This is a genomic window from Enterococcus sp. DIV1368f (genome assembly GCF_051712245.1).
In the GTDB taxonomy this organism is placed as follows: domain Bacteria; phylum Bacillota; class Bacilli; order Lactobacillales; family Enterococcaceae; genus Enterococcus; species Enterococcus faecalis.
This window is the reverse complement of record NZ_JBIOON010000001.1, coordinates 515,045-540,787: the sequence shown is the minus strand read 5'-3', so window position 1 is coordinate 540,787 and position 25,743 is coordinate 515,045. Positions and strand designations below refer to the sequence as shown.

General features: G+C 37.3%; 27 protein-coding genes. 4 read left to right on the top strand and 23 right to left on the bottom strand.

Annotation, left to right across the window (positions count from 1 at the left end):
• Positions 1-9: 9 nt before the first annotated feature.
• The 5 genes from trhO to IGL07_RS02730 all read right to left on the bottom strand — a co-directional run bounded on the left by trhO (position 10) and on the right by IGL07_RS02730 (position 5,147).
• Positions 10-960: an oxygen-dependent tRNA uridine(34) hydroxylase TrhO gene (gene trhO, locus IGL07_RS02750; RefSeq protein WP_002366190.1), complete on the bottom strand. Its 951-nt coding sequence runs from the start codon at positions 958-960 to the stop codon at positions 10-12.
• Positions 961-1,113: 153 nt separating this feature from the next.
• Positions 1,114-1,824: a DUF1003 domain-containing protein gene (locus IGL07_RS02745; protein WP_002386953.1), complete on the bottom strand. Its 711-nt coding sequence runs from the start codon at positions 1,822-1,824 to the stop codon at positions 1,114-1,116.
• A 99-nt stretch (positions 1,825-1,923) separates the two neighbouring features.
• Entirely contained in the window at positions 1,924-3,090 is a 1,167-nt protein-coding gene (locus IGL07_RS02740; RefSeq protein ID WP_010817053.1) for a serine hydrolase domain-containing protein, read from the bottom strand.
• 152 nt (positions 3,091-3,242) lie between these two features.
• Complete coding sequence (locus IGL07_RS02735) at positions 3,243-3,623, bottom strand: VOC family protein (protein WP_002363195.1); 381 nt, start codon at positions 3,621-3,623, stop codon at positions 3,243-3,245.
• A 132-nt stretch (positions 3,624-3,755) separates the two neighbouring features.
• The gene (locus IGL07_RS02730) at positions 3,756-5,147 is read right to left on the bottom strand and encodes an L-cystine transporter (protein WP_002355598.1); all 1,392 of its coding nucleotides are present in this window, start codon (positions 5,145-5,147) and stop codon (positions 3,756-3,758) included.
• Positions 5,148-5,444: 297 nt separating this feature from the next.
• Here IGL07_RS02730 and IGL07_RS02725 point away from each other — a divergent pair, with 297 nt between their 5' ends.
• Complete coding sequence (locus IGL07_RS02725; RefSeq protein ID WP_002358719.1) at positions 5,445-5,780, top strand: hypothetical protein; 336 nt, start codon at positions 5,445-5,447, stop codon at positions 5,778-5,780.
• A gap of 46 nt (positions 5,781-5,826) precedes the next feature.
• Here the strand turns inward: IGL07_RS02725 and IGL07_RS02720 are convergent, their stop codons facing one another.
• The 4 genes from IGL07_RS02720 to pnuC all read right to left on the bottom strand — a co-directional run bounded on the left by IGL07_RS02720 (position 5,827) and on the right by pnuC (position 8,458).
• Positions 5,827-6,213, bottom strand: a complete 387-nt coding sequence (locus tag IGL07_RS02720) for a DUF1149 family protein (RefSeq protein WP_002358717.1) — start codon at positions 6,211-6,213, stop codon at positions 5,827-5,829.
• A gap of 112 nt (positions 6,214-6,325) precedes the next feature.
• A complete protein-coding gene (locus tag IGL07_RS02715; RefSeq protein WP_010817052.1) occupies positions 6,326-6,757 on the bottom strand; it encodes a hypothetical protein in 432 nt (143 codons plus the stop codon).
• Between the two features lie 349 nt (positions 6,758-7,106).
• Positions 7,107-7,751, bottom strand: coding sequence for a deoxynucleoside kinase (locus IGL07_RS02710; protein ID WP_002355594.1), 645 nt, complete (start codon positions 7,749-7,751; stop codon positions 7,107-7,109).
• An 8-nt stretch (positions 7,752-7,759) separates the two neighbouring features.
• Positions 7,760-8,458, bottom strand: a complete 699-nt coding sequence (pnuC, locus tag IGL07_RS02705) for a nicotinamide riboside transporter PnuC (protein WP_002355593.1) — start codon at positions 8,456-8,458, stop codon at positions 7,760-7,762.
• A 220-nt stretch (positions 8,459-8,678) separates the two neighbouring features.
• Between pnuC and IGL07_RS02700 the strand changes: the two genes are divergently transcribed.
• Complete coding sequence (locus tag IGL07_RS02700) at positions 8,679-8,822, top strand: hypothetical protein (RefSeq protein WP_024041607.1); 144 nt, start codon at positions 8,679-8,681, stop codon at positions 8,820-8,822.
• Positions 8,823-9,014: 192 nt separating this feature from the next.
• Here IGL07_RS02700 and IGL07_RS02695 read toward each other — a convergent pair whose 3' ends face one another.
• From IGL07_RS02695 to ptcA, 5 genes are all read right to left on the bottom strand, one after another.
• Positions 9,015-10,601 carry an amidase family protein gene (locus tag IGL07_RS02695; RefSeq protein WP_010817051.1) on the bottom strand — a complete coding sequence of 529 codons (1,587 nt, stop codon included), beginning with the start codon at positions 10,599-10,601 and terminating at the stop codon, positions 9,015-9,017.
• Positions 10,602-10,797: 196 nt separating this feature from the next.
• Entirely contained in the window at positions 10,798-11,727 is a 930-nt protein-coding gene (gene arcC / locus IGL07_RS02690) for a carbamate kinase (protein WP_002366182.1), read from the bottom strand.
• A gap of 11 nt (positions 11,728-11,738) precedes the next feature.
• Positions 11,739-12,836 (bottom strand): agmatine deiminase, encoded by a 1,098-nt coding sequence (aguA, locus tag IGL07_RS02685; RefSeq protein ID WP_002364800.1) that lies wholly within the window; start codon positions 12,834-12,836, stop codon positions 11,739-11,741.
• Positions 12,829-14,205: an APC family permease gene (locus tag IGL07_RS02680; protein ID WP_010774515.1), complete on the bottom strand. Its 1,377-nt coding sequence runs from the start codon at positions 14,203-14,205 to the stop codon at positions 12,829-12,831. The genes aguA and IGL07_RS02680 overlap by 8 nt, the downstream gene beginning before the upstream one ends.
• Positions 14,206-14,271: 66 nt before the next feature.
• Complete coding sequence (gene ptcA / locus IGL07_RS02675; RefSeq protein WP_002355587.1) at positions 14,272-15,291, bottom strand: putrescine carbamoyltransferase; 1,020 nt, start codon at positions 15,289-15,291, stop codon at positions 14,272-14,274.
• 398 nt (positions 15,292-15,689) lie between these two features.
• On the opposite strand from ptcA, the gene IGL07_RS02670 reads away from it, so the two are divergent.
• On the top strand, positions 15,690-16,535 hold the full coding sequence (locus IGL07_RS02670) for a helix-turn-helix domain-containing protein (RefSeq protein ID WP_025189483.1): 846 nt from the start codon (positions 15,690-15,692) through the stop codon (positions 16,533-16,535).
• A 40-nt stretch (positions 16,536-16,575) separates the two neighbouring features.
• Here IGL07_RS02670 and IGL07_RS02665 read toward each other — a convergent pair whose 3' ends face one another.
• From IGL07_RS02665 to IGL07_RS02630, 8 genes are all read right to left on the bottom strand, one after another.
• Positions 16,576-16,893 (bottom strand): thioredoxin family protein, encoded by a 318-nt coding sequence (locus tag IGL07_RS02665; protein ID WP_002355583.1) that lies wholly within the window; start codon positions 16,891-16,893, stop codon positions 16,576-16,578.
• A 139-nt stretch (positions 16,894-17,032) separates the two neighbouring features.
• The gene (locus tag IGL07_RS02660) at positions 17,033-17,161 is read right to left on the bottom strand and encodes a hypothetical protein (protein ID WP_002355577.1); all 129 of its coding nucleotides are present in this window, start codon (positions 17,159-17,161) and stop codon (positions 17,033-17,035) included.
• Complete coding sequence (gene rlmD / locus IGL07_RS02655; protein ID WP_010712012.1) at positions 17,162-18,535, bottom strand: 23S rRNA (uracil(1939)-C(5))-methyltransferase RlmD; 1,374 nt, start codon at positions 18,533-18,535, stop codon at positions 17,162-17,164.
• 199 nt (positions 18,536-18,734) lie between these two features.
• Positions 18,735-19,823: a diacylglycerol kinase gene (locus tag IGL07_RS02650; protein ID WP_002355572.1), complete on the bottom strand. Its 1,089-nt coding sequence runs from the start codon at positions 19,821-19,823 to the stop codon at positions 18,735-18,737.
• 18 nt (positions 19,824-19,841) lie between these two features.
• The gene (gene gatB, locus IGL07_RS02645) at positions 19,842-21,272 is read right to left on the bottom strand and encodes an Asp-tRNA(Asn)/Glu-tRNA(Gln) amidotransferase subunit GatB (RefSeq protein WP_002358703.1); all 1,431 of its coding nucleotides are present in this window, start codon (positions 21,270-21,272) and stop codon (positions 19,842-19,844) included.
• A complete protein-coding gene (gatA, locus tag IGL07_RS02640; RefSeq protein ID WP_010817049.1) occupies positions 21,272-22,741 on the bottom strand; it encodes an Asp-tRNA(Asn)/Glu-tRNA(Gln) amidotransferase subunit GatA in 1,470 nt (489 codons plus the stop codon). The genes gatB and gatA overlap by 1 nt, the downstream gene beginning before the upstream one ends.
• Positions 22,741-23,046, bottom strand: a complete 306-nt coding sequence (gene gatC / locus IGL07_RS02635) for an Asp-tRNA(Asn)/Glu-tRNA(Gln) amidotransferase subunit GatC (protein ID WP_002355569.1) — start codon at positions 23,044-23,046, stop codon at positions 22,741-22,743. The genes gatA and gatC overlap by 1 nt, the downstream gene beginning before the upstream one ends.
• Before the next feature lie 317 nt (positions 23,047-23,363).
• Positions 23,364-23,450 (bottom strand): hypothetical protein, encoded by an 87-nt coding sequence (locus IGL07_RS02630; protein WP_306173767.1) that lies wholly within the window; start codon positions 23,448-23,450, stop codon positions 23,364-23,366.
• On the opposite strand from IGL07_RS02630, the gene IGL07_RS02625 reads away from it, so the two are divergent.
• A complete protein-coding gene (locus IGL07_RS02625) occupies positions 23,416-23,631 on the top strand; it encodes a hypothetical protein (protein WP_002398121.1) in 216 nt (71 codons plus the stop codon). The genes IGL07_RS02630 and IGL07_RS02625 overlap by 35 nt on opposite strands.
• Here IGL07_RS02625 and ligA read toward each other — a convergent pair.
• Positions 23,628-25,658, bottom strand: a complete 2,031-nt coding sequence (ligA, locus tag IGL07_RS02620) for an NAD-dependent DNA ligase LigA (RefSeq protein ID WP_010817048.1) — start codon at positions 25,656-25,658, stop codon at positions 23,628-23,630. The two genes, IGL07_RS02625 and ligA, sit on opposite strands and share 4 nt — an antisense overlap.
• Between the last annotated feature and the right edge of the window lie 85 nt (positions 25,659-25,743).

The window sequence follows — 25,743 nt, the reverse complement described above, 5'->3', positions numbered from 1 at the left end:
TTATTATTTTTATACTTCAACCGCTTCTAACAAAGCCAAACGTTCAGCAACTTCTGCTTCTGTTAAATTATGTTTTTTTACATAACGGTTGGCAGGATGCTGGCTACATTCTAATGAGCAGCCACCTAAATGTTTATGTTCATTTTCTTCTGAAGTTAAGATTTGACGATTACATTCTGGGTTTGCACAGTTAATGTAGCGTTCGCAAGGTGTTCCATCAAACCAGTCTTTCCCAATAACTTTTTTATCAACGTGATTAATTTCGACACTGATTCGGTCATCAAAGACATACATTTTGCCGTCCCAAAGTTCGCCACGTGTTTCTGGATTTTTCCCATAATTGGCGATACCACCATGCAATTGAGCAACATCTTCAAATCCTTCTTTTAATAACCAGCCAGAAAATTTTTCACAGCGAATCCCGCCAGTACAATAGGTAACAATTTTTTTATCCATAAATTGTTCTTTGTTCTCGCGAATCCATTGTGGTAACTCACGGAAGCTACGGATATCTGGGCGCACGGCACCACGGAAATGACCTAAATCATATTCATAATCGTTACGAGCATCGATTACAACAGTGTCTTCGTCTAATAAGGCTTCTTTAAATTCTGCAGGTTCCAAATATTTCCCCGTCGTTTCCAATGGATCAACGTCTTCTTCTAAGTTCAACGCCACTAATTCAGAACGTGGGCGAACAAACATTTTGCGGAACGCCATTTCTTCTGCTGGATCAATTTTAAAGAATGTATCCTTAAAGCGCTCATCTGCTTGCATTGCTTCCATGTACTTTTCTGTTTCTTCGACAGTCCCAGATAACGTTCCGTTAATCCCTTCTGTCGCTACTAAAATACGGCCTTTTAAATTTAATGATTTGCAAAAAGCTAGATGCTCTTTCGCAAAAACTTCTGGATCTTCAATTGTTGTATATTTGTAATAAAGTAATACTTGGTATTTCATCTTGTTTTCCCCTTTTGTATAAAGTCATTCTATCCCATTATACGGTGAATGAAAAAGGGAAAGCGATTATTTTGCTTGTGTATTTACACACAATAAAAAATTAGCTTGTTGTTGCGTAATAATTATTACGCAACAACGAGCTACTTCTATATACTACTCCTTTTCAGAAGTCGCGGCGAGTTGTTCTTGCAATTCACCTAAAAGTTCAATTTGAATATTTTGGATTTTTACCAAATTTTCTAGTTGATTATTGATAATATAATCCATTTTCTCATGTAATAAATTAATTTCTACTTCTGCTTTTAAGTTAATTTTATAATCATTATTCGCTTGTTCTCTGTCACGGGCTTCTTGTCTGTTTTGACTCATCATAATAATCGGTGCTTGGATAGCTGCTAAACAAGATAAGGCAAGATTCAACAAAATATAAGGATATTTGTCAAATGGCTGTCCCAATAAAGTGGTAGAGTTAATCACAATCCAAGCAATCAACACGAAGCAAAAGAAGCCAATAAACACCCAGCTACCGCCAAATTTAGCAATGGTATCCGCTGCTCGTTGGCCAAAGGTTAATTTCTTTTCCATCTTTTCATTCATATTATTGGAAATCAGCTTATCTTCTTTGATATGTTGAACCACTAATTCATTCAGTTGTTGGATTTTTTCAGAATCATTTGCGACCAATTGTTTCATGTAATCCAAACGATAATTAAGTAACTCCGCCAATGTAATCATCGATTCAGCTGTCAATTGTGGATTGTTTTGGAGAATAAAAGCTTGCGTTTCCTGTTCTATATCTTGAAGATAAATGTTTTTTTTCGTTGGTTCACCAATAACAACTTGTTTATTTTTTGATTGTTTCATCTTCGTCACTCCCTTTGATCGTTCTTCCCTTTATTTTAATATAAAGTCTCTCAGAAGAAACCTAAAAAGGCTTTGGGAGTGATCGTTGTTGCTTCTGCTTTAAAATTTAACAGTTAAATTGGTTACATCATGGAACAACGAACCAATTAATTCTTTGTATTTCGCTGGATTCACACAATTAGTTAGCAATATGATCCCAGTTTTCATATCTTTTGAAAATAAAGCTAGGGCTTGTTGACCCGCTTCAACGCCGTGTAAACGTAAATAATTATCATGAACATAGATGCCGCCATGATAAGAGCTTTGCTGAGAAGACGTCCATAATTTTTGCAAAAGTGCGGTGGAAACTAAATGTCCACTCGTTAATTGATGTAAGTACCAATACAAATTACCTGTCGTCATATCCACATTACCAGTCCCAAATTCATGGGCAAAACTAGCTGCAGGAATTGAGAGCACTTGGTTATATGAATTATCTTCTGTCCATTTATAACTTGTTGAATTATTGGGCTGTTCCAATAAGGTTTCATAGAAGCCAAAATTCTTTAAACCAGCCGTTTTGTGATAAAAATTATTAAATAATTCTTGATAGGTACGTTGATACATTTTCTCTAACATTCCTGCTAAAAGGACAAAATTTACTGGGGAATAATTGTATTTTCCTTTATTGACTTGAATGGTATTTTGTTTAACAAATTGAATAATTTCTTCATCGGTAACGATATTATTAGGCATTGCTGATAACTTTAAACCGCTTGTCATATTCAACATATCGCTAATCGTAATGTCCTCAGCACCTTGTACTTGCGGATAAAACGTAGCGAGTTTTGTATCTAATGTAAGTTTACCTTCTTCAATCGCTTTTAAGATCAAGGTTGTGGTAAAAGATTTTTGAATTGAACCAATCTGAAACCTTGTGTTTGGCGTGTTGGCTTGTTGCTTTTCAAAATTGGCAAAGCCATATCCTTTATTTACCAAAACCTGATCATCTTTAATGATCAAAGCCGAACCAATATAATTTGTTTCTTGAATTTTTTGATCAAGTTCGCCACTATCTGGTGCAACTATTTCTTTCGTTAAATTCGCATAATTATCACTTCGGCGATCTTCTTCCAAGACCACTTTCGATTCTTGACTAACTTGTGAATCTCTAGTGAAAAAGAACGTTTTTATTAAATAACCACTACCACCAATCACCACCAACAAACATACTATAAAAAGCCAATTCACTCCTCCATGTCTTTTCTTTGCATGTCGTTTACGCATACCGCTTACCTCCGCCTATTCTATTAACAGCATTATCATACGCTATATTTTCATGAAAATTACAGATTTTAGTAAAATTTATAAAACTTTCAACTTTTATAAAAAACAGCTTGGCACCAGAATCAATCTAGATTCCAGTGCCAAGCTGTTTTTTATTTACTTTCTTGCCCCATCACAGCAAAGTAATTATCATCATTATCTGCAAAATTAAAAACTAAGCCTGTTGGCAATTGAACCATTTCACCGACAGTAACGCCAGCCTCTTGCATTTTTTTATAGAGACCAATGATATCATCGCTAGCAAACATTAGAGAAGGGGTATTCCCCGCCACTTCTGGTGAATGTTTTTGAATAAAGGCCAAATCATATAAAACAATAATCGTCTCTGCTGATTCACTTGGCGCAATTTCTACCACCAATGTGCCGTCAACTTCCTCTCTTTCCTTTTCAACAAAGCCAAACGTTTGCCAAAATTGACTAGATTCCTCAACATTATTCACATATAACATAATCTTTACTTGGTTTGAAAACATTCCTTCACGTCCTTTTGAATTTAGTTAACAACTTATTATATACGTTCTTTTAAATAATTACTGCACTTTCGCTTAAAATCCAAAAAAAGTGTTTGAGCAAGACATTGCTCAAACACTTTTCGTTTTATTGATTTAGATATTTGCATCTAAGACAACGTCGCGATCATTTAAGACATCACGATCTAACTCATGAATACGAGCACTTGTTAACACACCTGCAACCATACTATCGTTAACGTTAACAGCTGTCCGCGCCATGTCAATAAGTGGTTCAACCGAAATTACCAAACCAACAATTGCAACTGGCAAGTTCATTGCGCCTAAAACGATTAGAGAAGCAAAAGTTGCTCCGCCGCCGACACCGGCTACGCCAAATGAACTGATTGTGACAACTGCTACTAACATTAAAATAAATTGTAAACTAAAGACATCAATTCCAACAGTTGGTGCAACGATGGTTGCTAACATAGCTGGATAAACGCCGGCACAACCATTTTGTCCAATAGATAAACCGAAACTACCAGCAAAGTTTGCTGTGGCATCATCAACACCTAGTGCTTTGGTTTGTGTTTCAATATTTAATGGTAAAGCTCCTGCACTTGAACGAGAAGTAAAAGCAAAGCTCAAGACTGGAAAAACTTTTTTTAGATACGTAACTGGGTTGACTTTTAAAGTAATTAAAATCAACATGTGAATGGCAAAAACAATGATTAAGGCCACATACGATGCCAACACAAATTTACCTAAGTTAATAATCGCAACAAAATCACTTGTTGCTACAACATTAATCATTAACGCTAACACGCCATAAGGGGTCAAGCGTAAAACTAAGGTAACAATTCGCATGGTAATTTTATATAAACTATCAATTAAATTTGCAAAAAATTCAGCTTCTTTTGGCGCTTTACGACGAACGCCTAAATAAGCGACACCAACAAACGCAGCAAAGATTACCACCCCAATGGTACTCATTGGTCGTGTTCCCGCAAAGTCAGCAAAGACATTTTTAGGAATAAATGAAACGATTTGTTGGGGAATTGTCAAATCTTGAATCGCATCTTGACGCGTCGCTAACTCGGCAATTCTTGACGTTTCTGCAGCACCTTGCGTGAATTTTGCCCCTTGAAGACCAAACGCTAAGGTTGTTCCAATCCCCACCAAGGCAGCTACTGCTGTTGTTCCTAGTAAGGTAGCTAACACATTAAAGCTAATTTTTCCTAATTTATTGGATTCTTTCATTTTTGTAAATGCACCTACAATAGATACAAATACTAACGGAATTACGAGCATTTGTAGAAACGCTACATAACCATTACCTACAATCCCGATCCATTCCATTGATTGCGTAGTAATTTTACTGTCTGTACCAAAAGCAAATTGAATAATTGCACCTAAAACAATCCCCACGCCCAATGCTGAAAAGACACGTGTTGAGAATTTTAAATGTTTCTTTTGCATTTGGTAGAAACCGAATAACACAGCAATAAATGCAAGGATCACTAATACAGTGATGAATGTTGTCATTTTAGTTCCTCCCTATGTTTTTAATGACAAGTACATCAAAGGAAGTAAAGGTTCCCGGTACTCACTCTCCAGTAAATACCCTGAAAACAGCAAACTGTTTCCAGTGATAGTTCTATTGTACCTTATTTTATAGCAAATAGTGGGATAATTTGCTTACTTTTTGATAGAAAATAACCGTTGCGATAGTTTAAAACTATCACCAAGCGTTGTTTTACTAGTCACTGTAAAAATAATTTGTTTTTTGTCCTCTTTCTTTTAAGCTGACGTGGTATACTTAGTTCTAGGAGGTGTAAGCGTATGCAAAAAATTTGTTGGATCCTTTCTGTCAACCGTGATGGAGCGACGTTATTCGTGGGAAGCCCTGCAAATGGAGGTCCTTGGCTCTTTTCAAATAAAGAGCAGCAAAACATCAAAGCCTTTTTTCAACCAACCTATGAAATTGACTTTATCAGTTATGATGTTCTTTCAGAGGAAGTACCAGAAGCTGCGTTCATTTTGTACAATGAAATGCTCGCTCCCTATCTTCCCGAAAAAATCACCAAAGTTGGTCAGCCGATTGCTTATGTGGATATCGCTACAAAAAATTATGAACAGTTTAAAAAAGCTTTGGTTGCTAAATCTTCACAAGAATAAAAACAGCGTTTGTAACGGAATCCGTTATAAACGCTGTTTTTAAAGTTTAAGCTTCTTCTGATTGTTGAAAATTCAATTGAACACCTGGACGATCCAGAGCAATTTCAGTTACTTCATAAGATAAACGTTCGACGATGCTAAATAAAGGACGCACAAGTTCATCGACTTCTTCTTGCGAAATATCTTCTTGTTTTTCAATTTTACGATCAATAATGTGATTAATTTGACTAATCGCCCCTGATAAAACAAATTCGTCAAAGACAATTCGAAATTCTAAGCGAGCAACAAGTGCTGAGCTATTTTCTGGATAATTTTCTTCTTCTACTTCAATTGGTGAAAAACTGACACGTAAATCTGTCTCTACTTCTGAATCAGGTACTCGCATATCATAGTGATACGCTTCAACAATTTCTTGTTGGCGTTTAATTTCCATTGTTTTTTCTCTCCTTTTTTAACAAGATATTCCCCTTTTAGAATATCCAATGGTTTCTTTTCTCAAGTATACCACAAGTCCGAAAGTTGCCTAGACCAAAAAACACAGAAGGTCAGACTTTTTTGATAAATTGATTTCGGCAGTTTGAACAAGTGACTTTGATTGTTCCTCGTCCTTTCGGCGCACGTAATGACTGCTGACATTTTGGACATTTAAAATAACGATATCCTTTCTGAGTCAGGTGTCGCTTGCGAAAAGCATGAACCTTTTGCATTAGGCGTTGTTTTCGAAGAATAAACCGTTGATTTTCATTCAATCGCGGGTGAATATGTTTTGAAAAAAAGCGATAATACACGTAGGCGACTGTGATTAAAATCAATAATCGAACCCAAAGATAGCCAGTAAAAATATTGATGAGCGCCAGCACGACACTTGTTAGCAACAGCGTTCGATTCAATTCATCGAACCGGGCATAACGTCCTTGTAAAAATCGTTGCGCTTTTTTGCGCCAACGTAGAATGCGTTCAAACCAAATTTGGCCCATTTATCTTCCTTCTTTCGAGCATTATTTTTTGAATAAATGATTGATTTACAGAAACTTTCAATCAAAATTTACACTTACTAAGTCCAAATTTTGAACAACTGTCGGTTATTTTCGATGGTATACTTCTAGAGAAGTCAGGTCAACCGATGAATGACTTCGTTGATAATAGCTACCGCTATTTTATACAAACTTAAACTGTCGATGGATAGATTATCCGATTTTAACTTAGGGGAAGGTTAAAATCCGATTCTATAATTTAGCACTACACTCCTTTATTTAGTAGCAACTTTAGCCTATCTATCCACATTTTAAGTCAAAAAGAAGCAAGTCCGGACTTGCTTCTTTTTATTTATCTTTCTAATTCTTCAATTTTCTTCTCAATTAACGCCAAGACATATTGACACGCTTCAGGATCTTCGACAAAATCATATTTATCGCCATCAATTTGAATTTTAGGACTTTCGTCATAGTCTTCGTACCATTGATCATAACGCTCGTTCAACATTTGATAGTAATCATACAACGTTGGATCTGTCTCAATTTGTTCATAAGGACGGCCACGTTTTTTGATGCGTTCCAACATTTTGGGAAATGAAATACGAATGTGAACTAACAAATCAGGTCTTTTTTTATGCGCAGCATAAGGCAATTCTTGGAGCATATTTTGTAATAAGTCATCGTACACTTTGACCTCTGTTTCGTTGGCACGACCTAAATCTGCATTTAAATGAAAAAGTAATGAATCTTCATAAATCGAGCGATCCAATACATTATTTTCATGCGTTAATGCTTGTTTAATACTATCAAAACGTTTATTTAAAAAATAAATTTGTAATAAAAATGCGTACTTTTCCGGTTCCGCATAAAATAAAGGTAATACCTCATTATCATCAACTGATTCGTAAAAGGCTTCTGAACCTAAACGGTTTGCAATTAAAGCTGTTAAACTAGATTTACCAGCGCCAATCGTACCTGCTAAAACAATCACTGCCATCGAACTCCCTACCTATTTTTTTCCATTTTATTTTTTATCTTCAACCAATTAAACATACCAAAAATTGAGTTAAAAGTATACATACAATACATAACAAATATCGCATAATCACCACCAGCGTGCGTCCCTGCTCGGAACCATAACAAAATTGAAAAAATATTTCCTAGTAGCCAAAACACGAATTGCGATTGATAACGTTTAATCATCAATAACATCCCTGTCGCTGAAACACTGAACGTGATTGCATCTAATGTTTGTTGCGCATCATTTACAAAACCTAACAAAATATATGCAGCTACGCCAATGAGCAGCCACGTGAAAAAGGCATACAACCACTGAATACCTTTTAAAACTTTTACTTCGGTCACTTGACCCGAGCCATCCTCGCTAGCCCGAAGCCAAGCATAAAGCCCTGTAATGTCCATAATAATATAGAAGCTTTGTAAAAGAACTTCCGCATATACCCGTGTCACTAACCCAAAATAGCCAATAATCACTGCACTGATTAACCCAAAAATGTAATTGCTGACTTTTCCTTGGGCAATTAAATTCACACAAATGATGCCGGCTAAACCACCTACTAACGTAATCCAATTCGATGGATTGATAGCAAATGCAATCAACTGTACCCCCACCATCAAAGCTAAAAACAAGTAACTTCTCGTTTCCCAACCTTTAAAATCATTCACCAAAAAATTCTTATTCACAACAAATTTCCGACCTTCCTAAAACCAAACTTTTATCTGTTGACGTCTCAATAAGAGTACTCCGTTTTAAAAAACAAGTCAATCAGATTTCGGAATAAAAAGAAGATTTTAATACTATATATTGATTAGTAAAATAATAAAATACTACATATAGTTATTTCGCAAGCTTTCTGATATCCTTTATTGCCACAATATTTTCTTCATCTTGCTTTAATCTTCTATGTATTCATGGATTTGTTTCCATCTAATGATTCCTGCGGCAGAACCCTTTACGACGGTAGCGCTCCAAATTAATGTTGCGAAAGCGGAAGCAACCACACATATTCATGCTTCAAACACAGCCATCGTTCACTCTTTTTATTGAAATGCTTAAAAATTGATGGCCTTATTTCTCGAATCTGGCCACTTATTAACTTATTACATGAAAACATTCGCCTAAAAAAGCAAAAAAAAAACGACTAACCTAAATAATCGACCTACAAACAATTCCTTTCATTTGTAGGTCGATTATCTTTATTAGGTTTGATACGGATGTTTCGCCATTCCTAGTTTCCCTTTACTGCTCATCACTACTTATTTTTTTACTGTTTGCCAATAGCTCGTTGTCTGAAAGCACTATCCGTCCTTTGGTACTTTGTTCAAAGCTGTAAGCTTGCTCAAATAACGTTTGCTCTTTATTGGCAGTTTGTGTAAAAGTCAGCCCATAAGGTTGTCCTTCACTGTTTTTCGCCAAAGGAACAGTCAATTCAGGATATCCTGCCACAGCACTTAAACCCGTACCTTCAGAATCAATAAAGGCATATCCGTCTAATTGTTGTTTTTTTAGCAACGCATCAAACGTTTGCTGTGCTTTTTTAATGGTTGCTTGAATGACTTCTTTATCTGGTTGTTTCTTTTTAACATCTGCTTCTAATAAATCTTGCCCATACTTGGCACGAACCTTTTTATCTTGTTGATTATACGCAATTAGTTCCTCCAGTGTTTTAAATGGTAAGTCATAACGTTTCGCAAATTTTTCCAATGCAAACTTAAATTCATTGGAAATAACTTTCCCGCCATCAATCCCTTCCATGTCTGGCGTTACCGGAATCACTTCTGCTCCTGCTTTTTGGAGGGCCTTTTTAGCAGCCGTAAATTCTTCTTCAGCACTTGGCATTTCTAGCAACCCAATGCGTTGACCTTGTAAGTTATTTTTAGTAAATTTCGTTGAATCAATGCTCGGAACCGTGTCTTTCTTAAACGCATTATAGCCTTGCGCAGCATCAACGACACTTCGGGCAATCGGGCCAACTGTATCTAATGATGGTGCCAATGGTAAAACACCTTCGCCACTTACTGAACTGTGGGACGGTTTAAAACCAACCACTGATTGATGAGAAGCGGGGGAAACAATCGATCCCATCGTCTCAGTGCCTAAAGAGAAGGCGCCGATATTCATCGTCACACTAGCCCCACTCCCAGAACTTGAACCTGAAGGTGTTATTTTGAGCGGCCCATAAGGATTAAGTGTTTGTCCTTGTTTGGAACTATAGCCACTTGGTGCTTTCATTGACATATAATTCGCTAGTTCAGATAAGTTTACTTTTCCTAAAATCAAAGCTTGCGCCTCTGTTAACTTCTTAACTACTTCCGCATCTTCCTTAGGCTTGAACGTGCGTAAGGCATACGCTCCTGCACTCGAAATCATGTTGGTCGTATTTATATTTTCTTTCAAAGTCACAGGAATACCATACAAAGGCTTCTTCGGTGTTTGAGAGGCTTGCTGGTCAAATGCCTTTGCTTCCTTAATTGCTTGCGGATTGATTTCAGAGATGCTGTTCATGCCATTATCTATTTGATCGAACTGTAAAATACGGTCCAAATAAAACGCCGTAAGTTCTTCATAGGTCAATGCTCCGTCGGCAATCGCTTGCTGTAATTCAGTGATATTTTTTTCAATAATCAACGGTGCTTTGGTCCGAGCTTTTTGTACATCCGTTTCTTTTAATTGGTCTTCAATCGTTTTAACGATTCTCTCTTGATTGTACATTGCTGGGGTTTCTGCCTCAGGAGTGAACTTTTTGAGTATAAACCAATACGCTGCAGCGCCTATTATGACTAACAAAACAGCAATTATTCCGATTACTTTTAAAAATTTAGACATTTTTATCCTCCTATACCATTTAAAGATTATCTTACTATGTTTATTTTTGCATGACAACTAACAGTTTTGTTCGTTAAAAAGACAAAATAGAGAGTAGGACATCCGTCAAAACGACCGATGTCCTACTCTCTAACGATTAAGATAGTCCGCTAAATGCGTTTGTTTTAGTCTTTTGTGAAAGTTAAATACTGAGAATTTATTGTGTAATTCGTGTACCACTTTCTCCTTTGATTGCTTCCGAAGCTAATTCTAAAAGTCCGATAATCGCCTGGCGGTTTGGTTTACTTTCTGCAAAACTGATGGCCGCTTCCACCTTAGGTAACATACTACCTGGCGCAAATTGATCTTCTTCTATATATTGTTGCATTGCCGTAACCGTAACATCGGTCAAAGCTTGTTGATTTGCTTGACCAAAGTTAACAAAAACATGTTCTACTGCAGTTAATACCACAAAAACATCTGCTTCAATGAGTTCAGCCATTTTAGCTGCCGCAAAGTCTTTATCAATGACTGCATCTACACCATGATAGACTGGACCATCATAGGCAATAGGAACCCCGCCACCACCACAAGCAATTACGATCTGTCCTGCATCAACAAGTGTTCGCAAGCTAACTTTTTCGTAAATATCAACTGGTTTTGGCGAAGGAACTACCCGTCGCCAGCCTCGACCCGCATCTTCTTGATAGACGTTCCCAGTTTCCGCCATCAACTGTTTGGCTGTTTCTTCGTCATAATAACCACCAATTGGTTTTGTTGGTTTTGTAAACGCTGGGTCTTTTGGATCCACCACGACTTGTGTAATTAACGTAACAACTGGTTGTTCCCCTAAATTTCTGGCTACTAGTTCTTCATCAATTGCTTGTTGTAAATGATAGCCAATATAGCCTTGGCTCATTGCTGTGCATTCAGGAAACGGCACGACATCTTCTGGAGATTGACTCGTTTCCTCAAAAGCTAAGCGAATTTTGCCAACTTGTGGCCCGTTGCCATGAGCAATCACCACTTGATGGCCTTGTTCAATTAAATCAACAATGGATTTTGCAGCGGTTTGTGCTTTTGCCAATTGTTCTTTCGAAGAATTTCCTAACGCATTTCCACCTAATGCAATCACTATTTTTGACATCTGTTTCCCTCCTAGCGCTTTGGTTCTTGTTGTGTGATACAGTGTATATTGCCGCCCCCATAAACAACTTCTACCGTATTAACGCCGACAATTTTTTTATCTGGGAACATCGTTTGAACTTGCTCTAAAGCCAAACGATCATTTTCATCACCATACTGTGGCACAATCACGCCATCATTTGTAATTAAAAAGTTCATATAGGATGCGATACAAATATCGCCGTCTTCTCGTGGCATGGTTCCTTCCACGAAATCAATTTTGAAGGAGCCTTTAATGGTTACATTTTTGACAGGACAGCATAATTTGTGGACTTTTAATTGGCGTCCTTTAGCATCAGTCATTTTAAGCAAACGTTGATACGCATCTTGTGCCGCTTCATAAAATGGACTATTTTGATCTTCGGTGTAAATACAAGCCACTTCACCAGGTGCAATAAAACAAGCTACATCATCCACGTGACCATTGGTTTCTTCTGGGTCAATTCCATCACCTAGCCAAAGAACTTTTTCAACATTTAAATAGTCGCATAATTTTTGTTCGATTGCTTCTTTTGAAAGTTGTGGATTTCGACCTTCACTTAATAAGCACATTTCTGTAGTCAAGACTGTTCCTTGTCCATCTACGTGGAATGAACCGCCTTCTAAAACAAAATCATCTGTACGATAAGAATCTACATGCTCAATTTCACAAATTTTTTGTGCAACCAAATCGTCTTGGTCCCAAGGGAAATATAAACCATCTACTAATCCCCCCCAAGCATTGAATGTCCAATCCACACCACGGATTTCTCCATGGTCGTTAATGACAAATGATGGTCCACAATCACGGACCCAGGCATCATTGTTTGACATTTCGTAAACCGTAATTTCTGGTGGCAATTGGCGACGGCAATTTTGAAATTGTTGTTGAGAAACCACCACATTCATCGGTGTAAATTGACTAATTGCTTTGGCCACATTAGTAAAAGCTTCTTGGACAGGTTTACCACCATCGCGCCAATTATCCGGTCTTTCTGGCCAAATCATCCAAACTTTCTCTTGTGGTTCAAATTCTCCTGGCATTCTAAAGCCATCTTGTTTAGGGGTACTTCCTACAATTCGTTTAGCCATTTTCTTTCGTTCCCTTCTTAATTTTTTTCACGTAAATAATTACTTCACCAAACAGAATAAAAATGATTGCCCCAATTGTAATTGGTAATTTTTCATTTAATGCTGCGGGACTAAAATCTAAAGGTACTGCTGTGAAAATCAGTGAAATAATAATCATAATCATTGGCAAAACCACTAAAACTTTTAAAAATCCTGGTTTTCCGTTAACTTTAAACGGACGTGGTGTATCGGGATCAATTTTTCTAAGCTTATAAAAAGCTGGGAAAACTGGGATATACGATAACAAGAATAGGACGACATTCAAGGAGAAAAAGGCCCAGAATAAATCTTGATTAGGTAAAATTGGTGCTACTACAATGACCACCGATGCCACAATGCCATTCATCAAAGCAGCCCCAATTGGCATGTCATTTTTCTTACTACGTTTTTCAAAAAATTTAGGCATGTCACCATTTTCAGCAGCATAACAAGCTGTATTATTGACTCCTAATGACCAAGAAATCATGTTGCCGAACAGCGTAAGAAGGAATAGGAAAGCCATCAACATAATGAACCAACCTTCTGTCGAACCTGTCAACAGTTTAAAGCTATCCATCATACCACTGCCGGTACTAATTTGATCGGTGGGAATCGCTACCCCAATTCCAAAGGCTGAAAAAATATAAATGGCCGCAATGACTAACCCCGCTGCTACAATAGCTTGTGGAATTTGCTTCTTAGGATTTTCCATATCATCTGCAAACGTACAGATGACTTCAAACCCTAACAAATTAAAAATGATTACAGAAATAAAAGATAAACTCCTTAAGTCAAACGTTGGTAGCATTGATTTCAAGGTAAATTCGTTGGCAACACCTTTCGTCAAGGCTACATACAACCCTAGCCCACCAATTAAGACTGCTAAAACCATCTTGATTACGGCAGCTCCATTTAGAATCCAGATACTGTCGCTGACTGGATAAAAACTAATCCAAACCACAATCCAAGTAAAAATTAATTCAACAATAATCATCATCGGTGTTGAAAACTTAATACCTGTAATTGTCGTTAATAGTTCTGGCGTCATAACGGCTAATGAAGCTAGCCACAATGGATAATTAATCCAATAATACCAAGAAACTCTGGCACCCCAACGATGACCATATGCTTTGGTCACCCAATCATAGATGCCCCCTTCACCAATATAAGTTGTTCCTAATTCTGATGAAATTAACCCATATGGCAATAGGAATGCAATTAATAAGAAAATCCACCAAAAAAACTGAGAATTACCAATTGCAGCAACAGGCGCCGCTGCTTCGGCAACGAAAACCACACAGATGACTGATAAAATGGCACTCGTTAAACTAAATTTCTTTTTCCCCTCCATGAAGACTCTTCCTCTCTTTATAAACTGTCCACTGATTCAATTTTTCAATCAGTGGACAGTTGGCCGTTAAATGCTTTGAGTGTCTAAGAAAACTTCTAGTTCTTTTTTCGCTTCTGCTTGCTTGATTAAATCATAAGGATTTTTTGCTTCATAATCATTCATAAGATATACTAATAAGCCACGAATAGATGTTAAACGATTTTCTGCTTCATCGAAACAAATAGAATTTTTACCGTCAATTACTTCATCAGTTACTTCTTCCCCACGTGTTGCTGGTAAACAGTGCATGAATTTACAATTGGCACCTGCCCGATCCATCATTTCTTGATTCACTTGATATTTTGGATAGAAAACCTTCATACGTTCTTCTTCAGATAATTCCGCTTCGTACAAGCCATACCAAACATCCGTGTACAAGAAATCAGCGCCTTCAACAGAACTTGCATCATCTGTGACCAAAAAGCTACCGCCTGAAACTTCACAATTTTTTGCTAATTTCGCTTGATGCTCTTCATTTAATTGGAAGCCTTCTGGACCGAAGTGAACAAAATTCATGCCCATTTTTGTTGTGATTAATCCTAAAGAAAAACAAACTTGTGTTGCATCTCCGACAAAGACAACTTTACAATCTTCTAATTTTTTGCCTTCTGGTAAATGCTCAACCATGGTACACAAATCACCTAATTCTTGGGTTGGATGATTGTAATCAGACATACCGTTAATGACTGGGATGGTAGCACAATTAGCTAAATCAACAATACTATGGTGACGTTCCACACGAGCCATCAAAATATCTACTAAACGTGACAATACGCGGCTGGTATCTTCAATCGTTTCATGTCCCCCTAATTGAATTTGACCAGGTGCTAAATATTCGCCATGTCCACCTAATTGTTCCATTGCAGTTTCAAAAGATACTCGTGTTCGAGTTGAAGATTGTTGGAAAATCATTCCTAAAGATTTGTTTTTTAACAGTTGCGGATAATACCCATTTTTAATCGCTTCTTTAATTTTTAATGATAAATCGACTAAATAGTGCATTTCCTCTTTCGTATATGTTTCTGTTGTAACGTAATCTCTTTTCATGATGTGTTCCTCCTAAAAGTTGTTTTTGTTTACACATCGACTTTACCAAGTTTAGCGAAGAGTTTACTATCCACCAAAAGTTAGAAAACGCTTTCTTTTTCGGCGTGATTTTTCATTAAAAAAAGTTTATTTATGGTTATAAACCGTTGGTACACCAGGGGTTTATAAAAGTTTAGGCGGATTTCTCTCTAATTTCTGACCAATCATAGATTTGAAAATGGTATAATTATTTTGAAAAATCATTCACTTAAAATAAAAGATGAAAGGGGTTTCCAATCGTGACATTTGTTTTTATTTATAACATCTTGTTGATTATTTTATATTCGTTTACTTCAACCTTTACCTTAAATCTTTACTTGAAAAATAAACAACCTATTTTTTTATTGCTTCTCTTTTTAATGGTTATTTTTATTTGTGACAATGTGATTGTTTATATGACTGAGTTCATTAATTCGTTTGCAACCGAATATAATCAGACTTTTATGACCGCACCTTTTTTAAAGACCATCATTTTTATTTGTTGTAATTTTGCCTATCTGGCTATTATCAATACTATTAGTGGTCGTCCTTTTAAAAATTATCAATTTGTCTGGTTATTTTTAATTGGTTTATGGATGCTAGCTATTCCATTTTCACAAAATTCCGCCTTAAAAGTTTGGTTGTACTATTTACCCAATCAGCTATTTTTAATTTACCTTGGATGCTATGCGCTCTATCAATTACGAATAGATCCTTTATCAGCCCTTGCGAAAAAATATCTTCGTTTTATTGGTTGGCTAAGCATTGGTTTCGGTGTGGCGATTCTTTTGGAAGATACCTTCGTTATTTTTAACATTGACCAATATTCTGATATTGTCTTTAAAATTAACAACCGAAACGTTTCTGAAGATATTTATACAATCATTCTCTCCATCGCCATTATCTACTTCTGTAATCGTGATTTTCCTCTGTCGGTTCTTGAAAAAGACGCTGCTAAATTGGAAGAAAATCAATCAGATGAATCCGTACTTTTGGCGCCTTTTTGTGATGCCTATCAATTAACGCAGCGAGAACGAGAAGTGCTTTCGTTACTTTTAGAGTGCAAAACAAATCAAGATATAGCCAACGAACTATTCCTATCAATCGGGACAGTAAAAACACATATCCACAATATTTTCGTTAAATTAGAAGTAAACAAAAGAGCAGAAGTTTTTGTCAGTTATCAACTTTTTTCTCAACAACAAACTGAACATTTAGCGGGATAATTAAAAAGGAAGTCTCCGTGATCGGTGGCTTCCTTTTTGATTAACTATTTTCTTGTACTTGTCGAACTCGCTTTTCAATTTCTTGAAAGTTAATAATTTTAGCTTGGCGATGAATTTCTTTTCCTTCATAGTATAAGATAATGGTCGGTGCAGAAAAAGCATTTAATTGTCCAATTATTTCTGGACTTTTATCAGCTTCTGCAATGTATGTAGGAAATTCATATTTTGTTGCAATTTTTTCGACAATCGGTTTATCAACTGTACAAACACTACAATTTTTTGCTGTCAAAAAGACGGCTTGTAGACGATTGTCTGTAATTTTTTCTTCTAATTCTTCTAATGTTGTTACATATTCCACTAAATAGCCCTCCTTGTCTTTTGTCTAAAATAACAGATTTACTAGCAAAATAACAACTTATTTGTTTGGCTAGGAATGCTTTAACAAAAAAGTTGCCCCCCATTTCATTAATGGGAGACAACTTTTTACTGATAACCGCTTATTTATTAAAAATTTTAGGCCCTTTGCGCATGTTTTTACGATCATTTTTGGGAGTTTCCATTTTTTTAGAACGGCCACCACCTTGTTTCTTTTTAATTAATTCTAACATTTTTTCTTTTTCATTCATTTAATCCACCGCCTTTGTTAATAACGTGACAGATTCAATGTGGGTCGTTTGTGGGAAATTATCCACTGGTTGAATTTCTTTTGCTTCATAGCCACCTTCTGTTAATAATGCAATGTCGCGAGCGAGTGTGGCTGGATTACAGCTGACATAAACAATTCGTTCAGGTTGCGTTTCAATTAATGTGTTTACTAATTGACCGTCTAACCCTTTCCGTGGTGGATCCACCACCACAACATCTGGTTGCAAGCCATTTTCAACTAATTTTGGCAATAATTCTTCCGCTAAACCAGCCGTGAAAGTGGCATTCTCAATGTTGTTTAATTTAGCATTATTTTCTGCATCTTTGACCGCTTCTTCAATTACTTCAATACCGTAAACTTGCTTTGCATCTTGGGCTAAAGTTAAGCCAATCGTCCCAATCCCACAATAGGCATCCACCACAATTTCATTGCCTGTTAAAGCCGCATACTCTTTGACTTTTTGATACATCACTTCTGTTTGTTGTGGATTTACTTGATAAAATGAACGCGCGGAAATTTCAAATTTCAAATCAAAAATAGTATCTGTAATTTTTTCAGACCCATGTAATAAGATGGTTTCGTCGCCAAAAATGACATTGGTTCGTTTTGGATTTACATTTTGTACAATGCTGACTACTTCCGGAATAGCTTCCAAAATATCTGGCACAATTTTACTAATTGGGAATAATTTCGGTGTTCTCGTAATTAGAACAACCATCATCTCCCCAGTATGGTAGCCACGACGAACGACAATATGGCGTAAGTTCCCTGTATTATCAGATTCGTTATAAGGTTTTACGCTATATTTACGCATAATGTCACGGATTTTAACAATTGCTGTATCAATTTCTGGGTCTTGAATATAGAAATGTTCCATCGGAATTAAATCATGGCTATTTTTCCGGAAAAAACCTGTTTGTAGTTGGTTGTCAATTTTACGCACGGGAATTTGTGCTTTGTTCCGGTAATGCCACGGATCGTTCATCCCAATTGTTGGTAAAACAGGGACTTCTGGTAATTTAGCAACACGTTGCATAACATTTTCGACTTGTTGCGTTTTAAATGATAGTTGGGCGCCGTACGCTAAATGTTGCAACGGACTAATCCCTACTTTTGTAAAGTTTTCATCTTTCACGGGAACACGCTGTTCACTGCTTTTTAGGACAGTCAATACTTTCCCATAACCAAAACTTTTGCCTGTTTTTAAGACTTTGATTTCAAGTTTTTCACCTGGTAAGGCATTTTCAATAAACAATGGATAATGGTCCACTTTTGCCACGCCTAAACCTTCATGCGTCAAGTCAATGATTTCTACTTCAATGACGTCATTTTTCTTTACTGGATAATTTTTCATAAGTCGCTCCTTCTTTTTATACACTTCACTCATTCTAATGAAAATACCTAAGAAAAGCAACAACGAATTTTCATGGCGATTTAGCAATTTCGTTTGAGCTTTTTAGGTAAATAAAAGAATGAGATCCTTTCCCTTAGTCAAAAAATAGCCAATGAAAGATCTTATCAACTAAATCTTTCATTAGCTATTCACGGACTACCTAGTGCTTTTCTTTTTCGGCAATCTTTCCATCGCCATCAATATCTTCGTCTGTTAGTCGTTCAACTTCTTTGACAAATTCTTTGCTGGCTTCGTTATATGCTTCTTCCTCTTCGTCTTCTGATTCTACGACAATCTCATCGCTACCAGTTAAGACAGAACCCATAATTGCATTGGACGGCAGTGCATCACCATTTGCAAAAATTTCAATGTGTTGATGCATATTTTTAAAGGTCATTGGAGCATCGCCTCCATATTCACCATCTAAATTAATCATCATTTTATTGTTCTTTTCTAACGTTTCTGCATGTAAATAGCTGGTCTTTGTATAGATTAGTCGATGATCTTCAACATGCTTTCCACCATTTAACATTAACGCAACTAAATGAAGAATCTCAAAAATATTGGCTGTTTTTACAATGATTAATGAAAACTTACCATCATCTAATTTAGCGTCTGGTACGATTTGCTCGAAGCCACCCACCGAGTTAGTCAGCCCTAGGAAAAACATTGATGCGTTGCCTTCGTAGACACCTTCATCATACGTCATGCGCATTTTAATCGGCTTCACTCGCGGCAACATTTCGGCTCCTTTGGCTAAGTACGCTAAATAACCAAAAATACTTTTCAACTCTGACGGAACCTCATAAGTCAGTTCCGTTAAATGACCACCCGCCGCAATATTGATAAAGTAATTTTTACCGGCTTGGCCAATATCCATTTTGACAGTTTGATTTTTTTTAATCACTTCTGCTGCCTTAACGATATTATCACGAGGAATCTTCAAGGCCCGTGCATAGTCATTCGTCGTTCCAGCAGGAATAATGGCCATTTTAGGGCGCCGCTTCAACGGAGCAATCCCATTCACGACTTCATTAATGGTCCCATCTCCACCTGCTGCTACTAGTAAATCAAATCCTGCACGCGCAGCACGATGTGCTTCATTGCGTGCTGAATTTTCTTCTGGTGTGGTCGCAAATGCACTGGCTTCATAACCACATTCTTCTAAAATAGATAAAATATCGGCTAAGTTCTTTTTGATTAACTCTTTTCCTGACGTTGGATTATAAATCACTCTAGCTTTTTTCATGGTTTGCCTGCTACTTTCTTATCGTTTTGAAAGCTCTTCTTGCAATAACTTGTTAACCACACCTGGGTTTGCTTGTCCACGAGTTGCTTTCATAATTTGTCCAACAAGGAAACCAACTGCACGGTCTTTTCCGTTTTTAAAGTCATCAATTGATTGTTGGTTGTTGTCTAAAACTTCGTTAATCATTGGTAATAATTGCGCTGGATCAGATAATTGAACAAGGCCTTTTGCTTCGACAACTTCTTTAGCATCTCCACCGTTTTCAATTAACTCTTTGAACACTTTCTTCGCAATTTTCGAGCTGATTGTGCCATCGTTAATCAAAGTAATCATACCCGCTAGATTTTCTGGTGTTAGTTTAGTATCGGCTAATTCAACTTTTTCACTGTTTAAGTAAGCAGAAACTTCGCCCATTAACCAGTTTGATGCTTGTTTCGCATCTGCACCGTTTGCTAAGGTTGCTTCAAAGAAATCTGACATTTCTTTCGTTAAAGTCAAGACCATTGCGTCGTATTCAGGTAAACCTAATTCACTGATATAACGGGCACGACGTGAGGCTGGCATTTCTGGCAAACTAGCGCGAACTTTTTCAATCCATTCATCATCAATTGAAAAACGAGGAACATCTGGCTCTGGGAAGTAACGGTAGTCACTTGAGCCTTCTTTAACACGCATAAGCAACGTTGTACTAGTTGCTTCATCAAAGCGGCGTGTTTCTTGTTGAATTTCGCCACCAGATAATAGGACTTTGGCCTGGCGTTTTTCTTCATAAGCTAAACCTTTTTTTACAAAGTTCATAGAGTTCAAGTTCTTTAATTCCGCTTTAGTACCAAATTCTTCTTGACCATACGGACGTAAAGAAATATTGGCATCACAACGCATAGAACCTTCTTCCATTTTCACATCAGAAACTTCTGTAAATTGGATAATTGAACGCAACGCTTCTAAATAAGCATACGCTTCTTCTGGTGAGCGCATGTCTGCTTCAGAAACGATTTCAATTAAAGGCGTACCTTGACGGTTCAAGTCCACATAAGAGTACCCATCTGTGCCATGAATGTTTTTCCCAGCATCTTCTTCTAAATGCACACGTTCAATGCGAATTTTTTTCTTTTTGCCTTCGACTTCAATTTCAATCCAACCATCATGTCCGATTGGTTGATCAAATTGAGAAATTTGGTATGCTTTCGGGTTATCTGGGTAAAAATAGTTTTTACGGTCAAAATGTGTTTCTTTTGAAATTTCACAGTTCAAGGCAAGCGCTGCTTTCATGCCAAACTCTAAGGCACCTTTATTCATGACAGGCAAAACACCTGGGTAACTCCAGTCAACCACATTTGTGTTGCTGTTTGGTTCTGCTCCGAAATGCGCTGGCGCAGAGGAGAAAATTTTAGAGTTGGTTTTCAATTCTACGTGGACTTCTAATCCAATGACAGTTTCAAAGTTCATTAATCGTTCCCCCCTAAAATGACTGGTTTTTTCGTATGGAAATCTGTCGCTTGTTCAAAAGCATAGGCTGCTTTATACATTGTATGTTCGTCAAAATGTTTTCCAATAATTTGTAAACCAACTGGCAAGCCTTCTGAGAAGCCTGCTGGAATTGACATGCCTGGTAACCCAGCTAAGTTAACAGGAACAGTTAAAATATCATACATATACATTGTGATTGGATCATTGATATTTTCACCCAAACCAAAAGCAACAGTTGGCGTTGAAGGACCAATAATTAAGTCATAATCCGCAAAGACGTTATCAAAATCTTGTTTGATAAGCGTACGAACTTGGCCAGCCTTTTTAAAGTGTGCATCATAATAACCGGCACTTAAAGAGAAGGTTCCTAACATAATCCGACGTTTGACTTCAGTACCAAAGCCTTCGGAACGCGAATTAACATAGACGTCTTCTAGATTTTGGACATTTTCGGAACGGTAACCATAACGAATGCCATCAAAGCGTTGTAAGTTTGAACTTGCTTCTGAAGAGGCAATAATATAGTAAGCGGCAATCCCATATTTAGAATGTGGTAAGCTAACTTCTTCCACTGTTGCGCCTAAAGCTTTGAACGTTTCTGCAGCTTTTAATACCGCTTCGCGAACATCTGGGTGTACCCCTTCACCTAAGTATTCTTTTGGTAAGGCAATTTTCATCCCTTTAATCTCGCCTGTCAAGCCTTCTGTGAAATCAGGAACAGAAACGCCTGCAGAAGTGCCGTCTTTTTCGTCATAACCACTAATTGCATTTAAAGCTAAGGCATTGTCTTTAACATTTCGTGTCAATGGACCAATTTGGTCTAAACTTGAAGCAAAAGCAATCAAACCAAAACGAGACACACGTCCATAAGTTGGTTTTAGGCCCACAATACCGTTGAATGCGGCTGGTTGGCGGATACTACCACCTGTATCACTCCCTAAAGAAACTGGGACTTGTCCGGCTGCGACAGCAGAAGCTGAACCACCAGAAGAACCGCCAGGGACTTTCGTTTGATCCCAAGCATTTTTTGTTTTCTTAAAGTAAGACGTTTCCGTACTTCCGCCCATGGCAAATTCATCCATGTTCAATTTTCCGACTGGAATCATATCTGCTTGATAGACTTTATCCATCACGGTCGCATCATAAATTGGGTCAAAATTGTGTAACATTTTTGAGCCAGCTGTTGTTAAAATATCTTTTGTGACAATGTTGTCTTTAATCCCAATAGGAATCCCAGCTAATGGATTACTTTCAGTGATGCCTTTTAAGTCAATCGCTTTGGCTAATGCCATTGCTTTTTCTTCACTAACTGTAATAAAAGAACCTAGTTGTTCTTCTGTATCTTGAATACGATTTAATGTTTCTTCGGTTAAATCAACTGCAGTGATTTCTTTTGAAACCAATAAATCATGTAACTCTGTTAACGATTTGTCGTATAATTTTTCCATTAGGCTCCTGCCTCCCCGTTATCCATAATTGCAGGCACTTTAATGTAACCATTCTCTGATTCCGGAACATTCCGCATTAATTCTTTACGGTCCATTCCTGGTGTCGCTACGTCTTCACGCATAACATTGATTGATTCATTCACATTTGAAGTAAAAGGAACCCCTGTTGTATCTACTTCTTCTAGTAATTCCACCATATCAATAATTTTATCTAGTTGATTGGTAAAGTCCGCTAATTCTTCTTCGGAGAAAGATAATTTTGATAATTTAGCGACATGTTTGACTTGTTCTTCTGTAATTGCCATAGATACCCTTCTTTCTATCATTTACTGAAATTTTCATTTTCAGATTAATCAATTGGATTGTATTTCTTTAAACAGCTTAGCACAGCTGTTCACTCTGTTCCCATTCTACCATAAAATGGTCGGATATTTTAGATGAAACCTTGAATTTCATTGATAATTTGTCGCTCGCAAAAATGACGGAAATATGTTATTATGAAAATGAAAAGAGAGATATGCAGGAACATACCTCTCTAATAGCCACTACCAGTTATAAGAACTGGTGGCTTACTGAGTTATTGGTTTTATTTCAAACGCTTAACCGTTCAGCTCCTCAAAGCTTATGAACGGTTATTTTTGTTGTCTAAGACAAGCGCTAAGATACCGAAGATAATGGTCACAACAAGTGTTGCAAAACCAATCATCAGTCCTAGCGCTGCTTCAACGGACAAAAATATTGCTCCTTTCGTTAAAGTAAGAAGAATTGCGCATAAGCATCAACCTCCTTTCTCAACTCAGAAAGTCCTCGTTCATATAACTTTTATGACTAAAATAAGTATACCATCAAATTACTACATAAAATCTGACAACGTTAATTTGTCTTCTTAAAAACGACTTGCATCTAACGCATCGACCATTTCTTGTTCATTCCAAACGGTCACGCCTAAGCTTTCAGCTTTGGTTAATTTACTGCCAGCATCTTCGCCAGCAACCACAATATCAGTTTTTTTCGAAACACTCCCTGTAACTTTTCCACCAAGATTTTCAATTTTTTCTTTGGCTTCTTCGCGAGTGTACTGCATTAATTTTCCTGTTAAAACAACTGTTTTGTCTTTGAAAGGTGACTCCACTTCTGCTAATTGCTCTGTCCGGAGACCTTTATATGTCAAGTTCACTTGGGCTTTTTCCAGTTCAGCCATTAATTCATGAACTTCCTCATTTTCAAAATACGTCACAACGCTGTCGGCGATTGTTTCACCAATTGAATCCAAAGCCACAATTTCTTCCGCAGTTGCTCGACTTAAGGTTGATAAATCACCAAAATGCTCCGCTAAAATTTTCGCCGCTTTCGCACCCACATGGCGAATCCCTAAGCCAAAAATCAAACGTTCGACAGAGTTTTCTTTACTCCCTTGAATGGCAGTATAAATGTTGTTTGCTGATTTTTCTTTGATTTTATCCAAAGTCATTAATTGTTCTTCTGTTAAGAAATACAGATCCGCTACGTCTTTCACTAATCCTTTGTCATACATTTGTGCTAACACTCGTGGCCCCAAGCCATCAATGTTCATTGCGTTTCGTGAGACAAAGTGATTCAGCCCTTCTTTAATTTGCGCAGGGCATTTTGGATTAATACAACGTAACGCCACTTCCTCATCTAAATGCACTAACTCACTATGACAAATCGGACAATGTGTCGGCATTTCATAAGGCTGACTATCGGCTGCACGTTTTTCAACTAGGACTTGCGCTACTTCTGGGATAATATCGCCGGCTTTGTAAATAATAACATGATCATTTAAACGGATATCTTTCATTTGAATAAAATCTGCATTATGCAAACTTGCCCGACTAACCGTGGTTCCCGCGACTCGTACAGGAGCCATGACCGCAGTAGGAGTGACCACCCCCGTGCGCCCAATTGTCCATTCAATATCTTCCACTACTGTTTCTGCTTCTTCTGGTGGAAATTTGTAGGCAATCGCCCAGCGAGGTGCTTTGACAGTGAAACCTAATTCATCTTGCAACGCAAATTCGTTCACTTTAATCACAATTCCATCGATTTCGTATGGCAAAGTGCTCCGCTTTTCATGGTATTCTTCAATGTAGGCCCAAACTTCATCGATTGACTGACATAATTGACGTTCAGGATTGGTTCTAAAACCAATTGCAGAAAGCTCTTCTAATGCCTCAAACTGCGTCTTCGCTTTCATTGGTCCAAAGTCAGCAACAGTGTATAAAAACGTATTTAAGTTCCGTTTTGCCACAATTTTTGTATCTAATTGGCGCAAGCTTCCCGCCGCTGCATTCCGAGGATTGGCAAAAATATCTTGGCCATTTTCTTCACGTTCTTCATTCAATGCGACAAAGGATTGTTTAGGCATGTAGCACTCGCCACGAACTTCCACTGAAATGGGCTCCGTTAAACGCATCGGTACAGAGCGAACCGTTCGTAAGTTCTCTGTAATGTTTTCACCAACCGTTCCATCGCCTCGTGTTGCTCCGCGTACAAACACCCCGTTTTCATAACGTAATGAAATTGCTAACCCATCAATTTTTAACTCACAACAGTAAGCAACGGGTTTACCAATCGCCTTACGAACACGTTCATCAAAAGCAAAAATGTCTTCCTTGCTAAACCCATCATTTAAACTATACATTGGAATGTCATGCGGAGCTTTTTCAAAACCAGATAAAACTTTGCCACCTACACGTTGTGTCGGCGAATCTGGCGTGATTAAATCAGGAAACTCCGTTTCAATATCGACTAACTCTTTATACAAACGATCGTAAACATAATCTTCTACGGATGGTTGATCTTTGACATAATATTCATGGGAATATTGATTGAGTTGTTTTCTTAATTCTTGCGCACGAGTTGTCGCCGCCGTTAATGTTAATGGTTGTTGTTCCATCGTAGAACTCCTCCTCATAAGTGTAATGCTCTTATCGTCTTTTTAACACATTTACACTAAGATAGAAAATAAAAAGAATTTAACT

What these genes read in the sequence shown, in the direction of transcription:
- trhO (WP_002366190.1), bottom strand. Translation starts at nt 960, where the DNA reads ATGAAATACCAAGTATTACTTTATTACAAATATACAACAATTGAAGAT.
- IGL07_RS02745 (WP_002386953.1), bottom strand. Translation starts at nt 1,824, where the DNA reads ATGAAACAATCAAAAAATAAACAAGTTGTTATTGGTGAACCAACGAAA.
- IGL07_RS02740 (WP_010817053.1), bottom strand. Translation starts at nt 3,090, where the DNA reads ATGCGTAAACGACATGCAAAGAAAAGACATGGAGGAGTGAATTGGCTT.
- IGL07_RS02735 (WP_002363195.1), bottom strand. Translation starts at nt 3,623, where the DNA reads ATGTTTTCAAACCAAGTAAAGATTATGTTATATGTGAATAATGTTGAG.
- IGL07_RS02730 (WP_002355598.1), bottom strand. Translation starts at nt 5,147, where the DNA reads ATGACAACATTCATCACTGTATTAGTGATCCTTGCATTTATTGCTGTG.
- IGL07_RS02725 (WP_002358719.1), top strand. Translation starts at nt 5,445, where the DNA reads ATGCAAAAAATTTGTTGGATCCTTTCTGTCAACCGTGATGGAGCGACG.
- IGL07_RS02720 (WP_002358717.1), bottom strand. Translation starts at nt 6,213, where the DNA reads ATGGAAATTAAACGCCAACAAGAAATTGTTGAAGCGTATCACTATGAT.
- IGL07_RS02715 (WP_010817052.1), bottom strand. Translation starts at nt 6,757, where the DNA reads ATGGGCCAAATTTGGTTTGAACGCATTCTACGTTGGCGCAAAAAAGCG.
- IGL07_RS02710 (WP_002355594.1), bottom strand. Translation starts at nt 7,751, where the DNA reads ATGGCAGTGATTGTTTTAGCAGGTACGATTGGCGCTGGTAAATCTAGT.
- IGL07_RS02700 (WP_024041607.1), top strand. Translation starts at nt 8,679, where the DNA reads ATGTATTCATGGATTTGTTTCCATCTAATGATTCCTGCGGCAGAACCC.
- IGL07_RS02695 (WP_010817051.1), bottom strand. Translation starts at nt 10,601, where the DNA reads ATGTCTAAATTTTTAAAAGTAATCGGAATAATTGCTGTTTTGTTAGTC.
- arcC (WP_002366182.1), bottom strand. Translation starts at nt 11,727, where the DNA reads ATGTCAAAAATAGTGATTGCATTAGGTGGAAATGCGTTAGGAAATTCT.
- aguA (WP_002364800.1), bottom strand. Translation starts at nt 12,836, where the DNA reads ATGGCTAAACGAATTGTAGGAAGTACCCCTAAACAAGATGGCTTTAGA.
- IGL07_RS02680 (WP_010774515.1), bottom strand. Translation starts at nt 14,205, where the DNA reads ATGGAGGGGAAAAAGAAATTTAGTTTAACGAGTGCCATTTTATCAGTC.
- ptcA (WP_002355587.1), bottom strand. Translation starts at nt 15,291, where the DNA reads ATGAAAAGAGATTACGTTACAACAGAAACATATACGAAAGAGGAAATG.
- IGL07_RS02670 (WP_025189483.1), top strand. Translation starts at nt 15,690, where the DNA reads ATGGTTATTTTTATTTGTGACAATGTGATTGTTTATATGACTGAGTTC.
- IGL07_RS02660 (WP_002355577.1), bottom strand. Translation starts at nt 17,161, where the DNA reads ATGAATGAAAAAGAAAAAATGTTAGAATTAATTAAAAAGAAACAAGGT.
- rlmD (WP_010712012.1), bottom strand. Translation starts at nt 18,535, where the DNA reads ATGAAAAATTATCCAGTAAAGAAAAATGACGTCATTGAAGTAGAAATC.
- IGL07_RS02650 (WP_002355572.1), bottom strand. Translation starts at nt 19,823, where the DNA reads ATGAAAAAAGCTAGAGTGATTTATAATCCAACGTCAGGAAAAGAGTTA.
- gatB (WP_002358703.1), bottom strand. Translation starts at nt 21,272, where the DNA reads ATGAACTTTGAAACTGTCATTGGATTAGAAGTCCACGTAGAATTGAAA.
- gatA (WP_010817049.1), bottom strand. Translation starts at nt 22,741, where the DNA reads ATGGAAAAATTATACGACAAATCGTTAACAGAGTTACATGATTTATTG.
- gatC (WP_002355569.1), bottom strand. Translation starts at nt 23,046, where the DNA reads ATGGCAATTACAGAAGAACAAGTCAAACATGTCGCTAAATTATCAAAA.
- IGL07_RS02625 (WP_002398121.1), top strand. Translation starts at nt 23,416, where the DNA reads ATGGTCACAACAAGTGTTGCAAAACCAATCATCAGTCCTAGCGCTGCT.
- ligA (WP_010817048.1), bottom strand. Translation starts at nt 25,658, where the DNA reads ATGGAACAACAACCATTAACATTAACGGCGGCGACAACTCGTGCGCAA.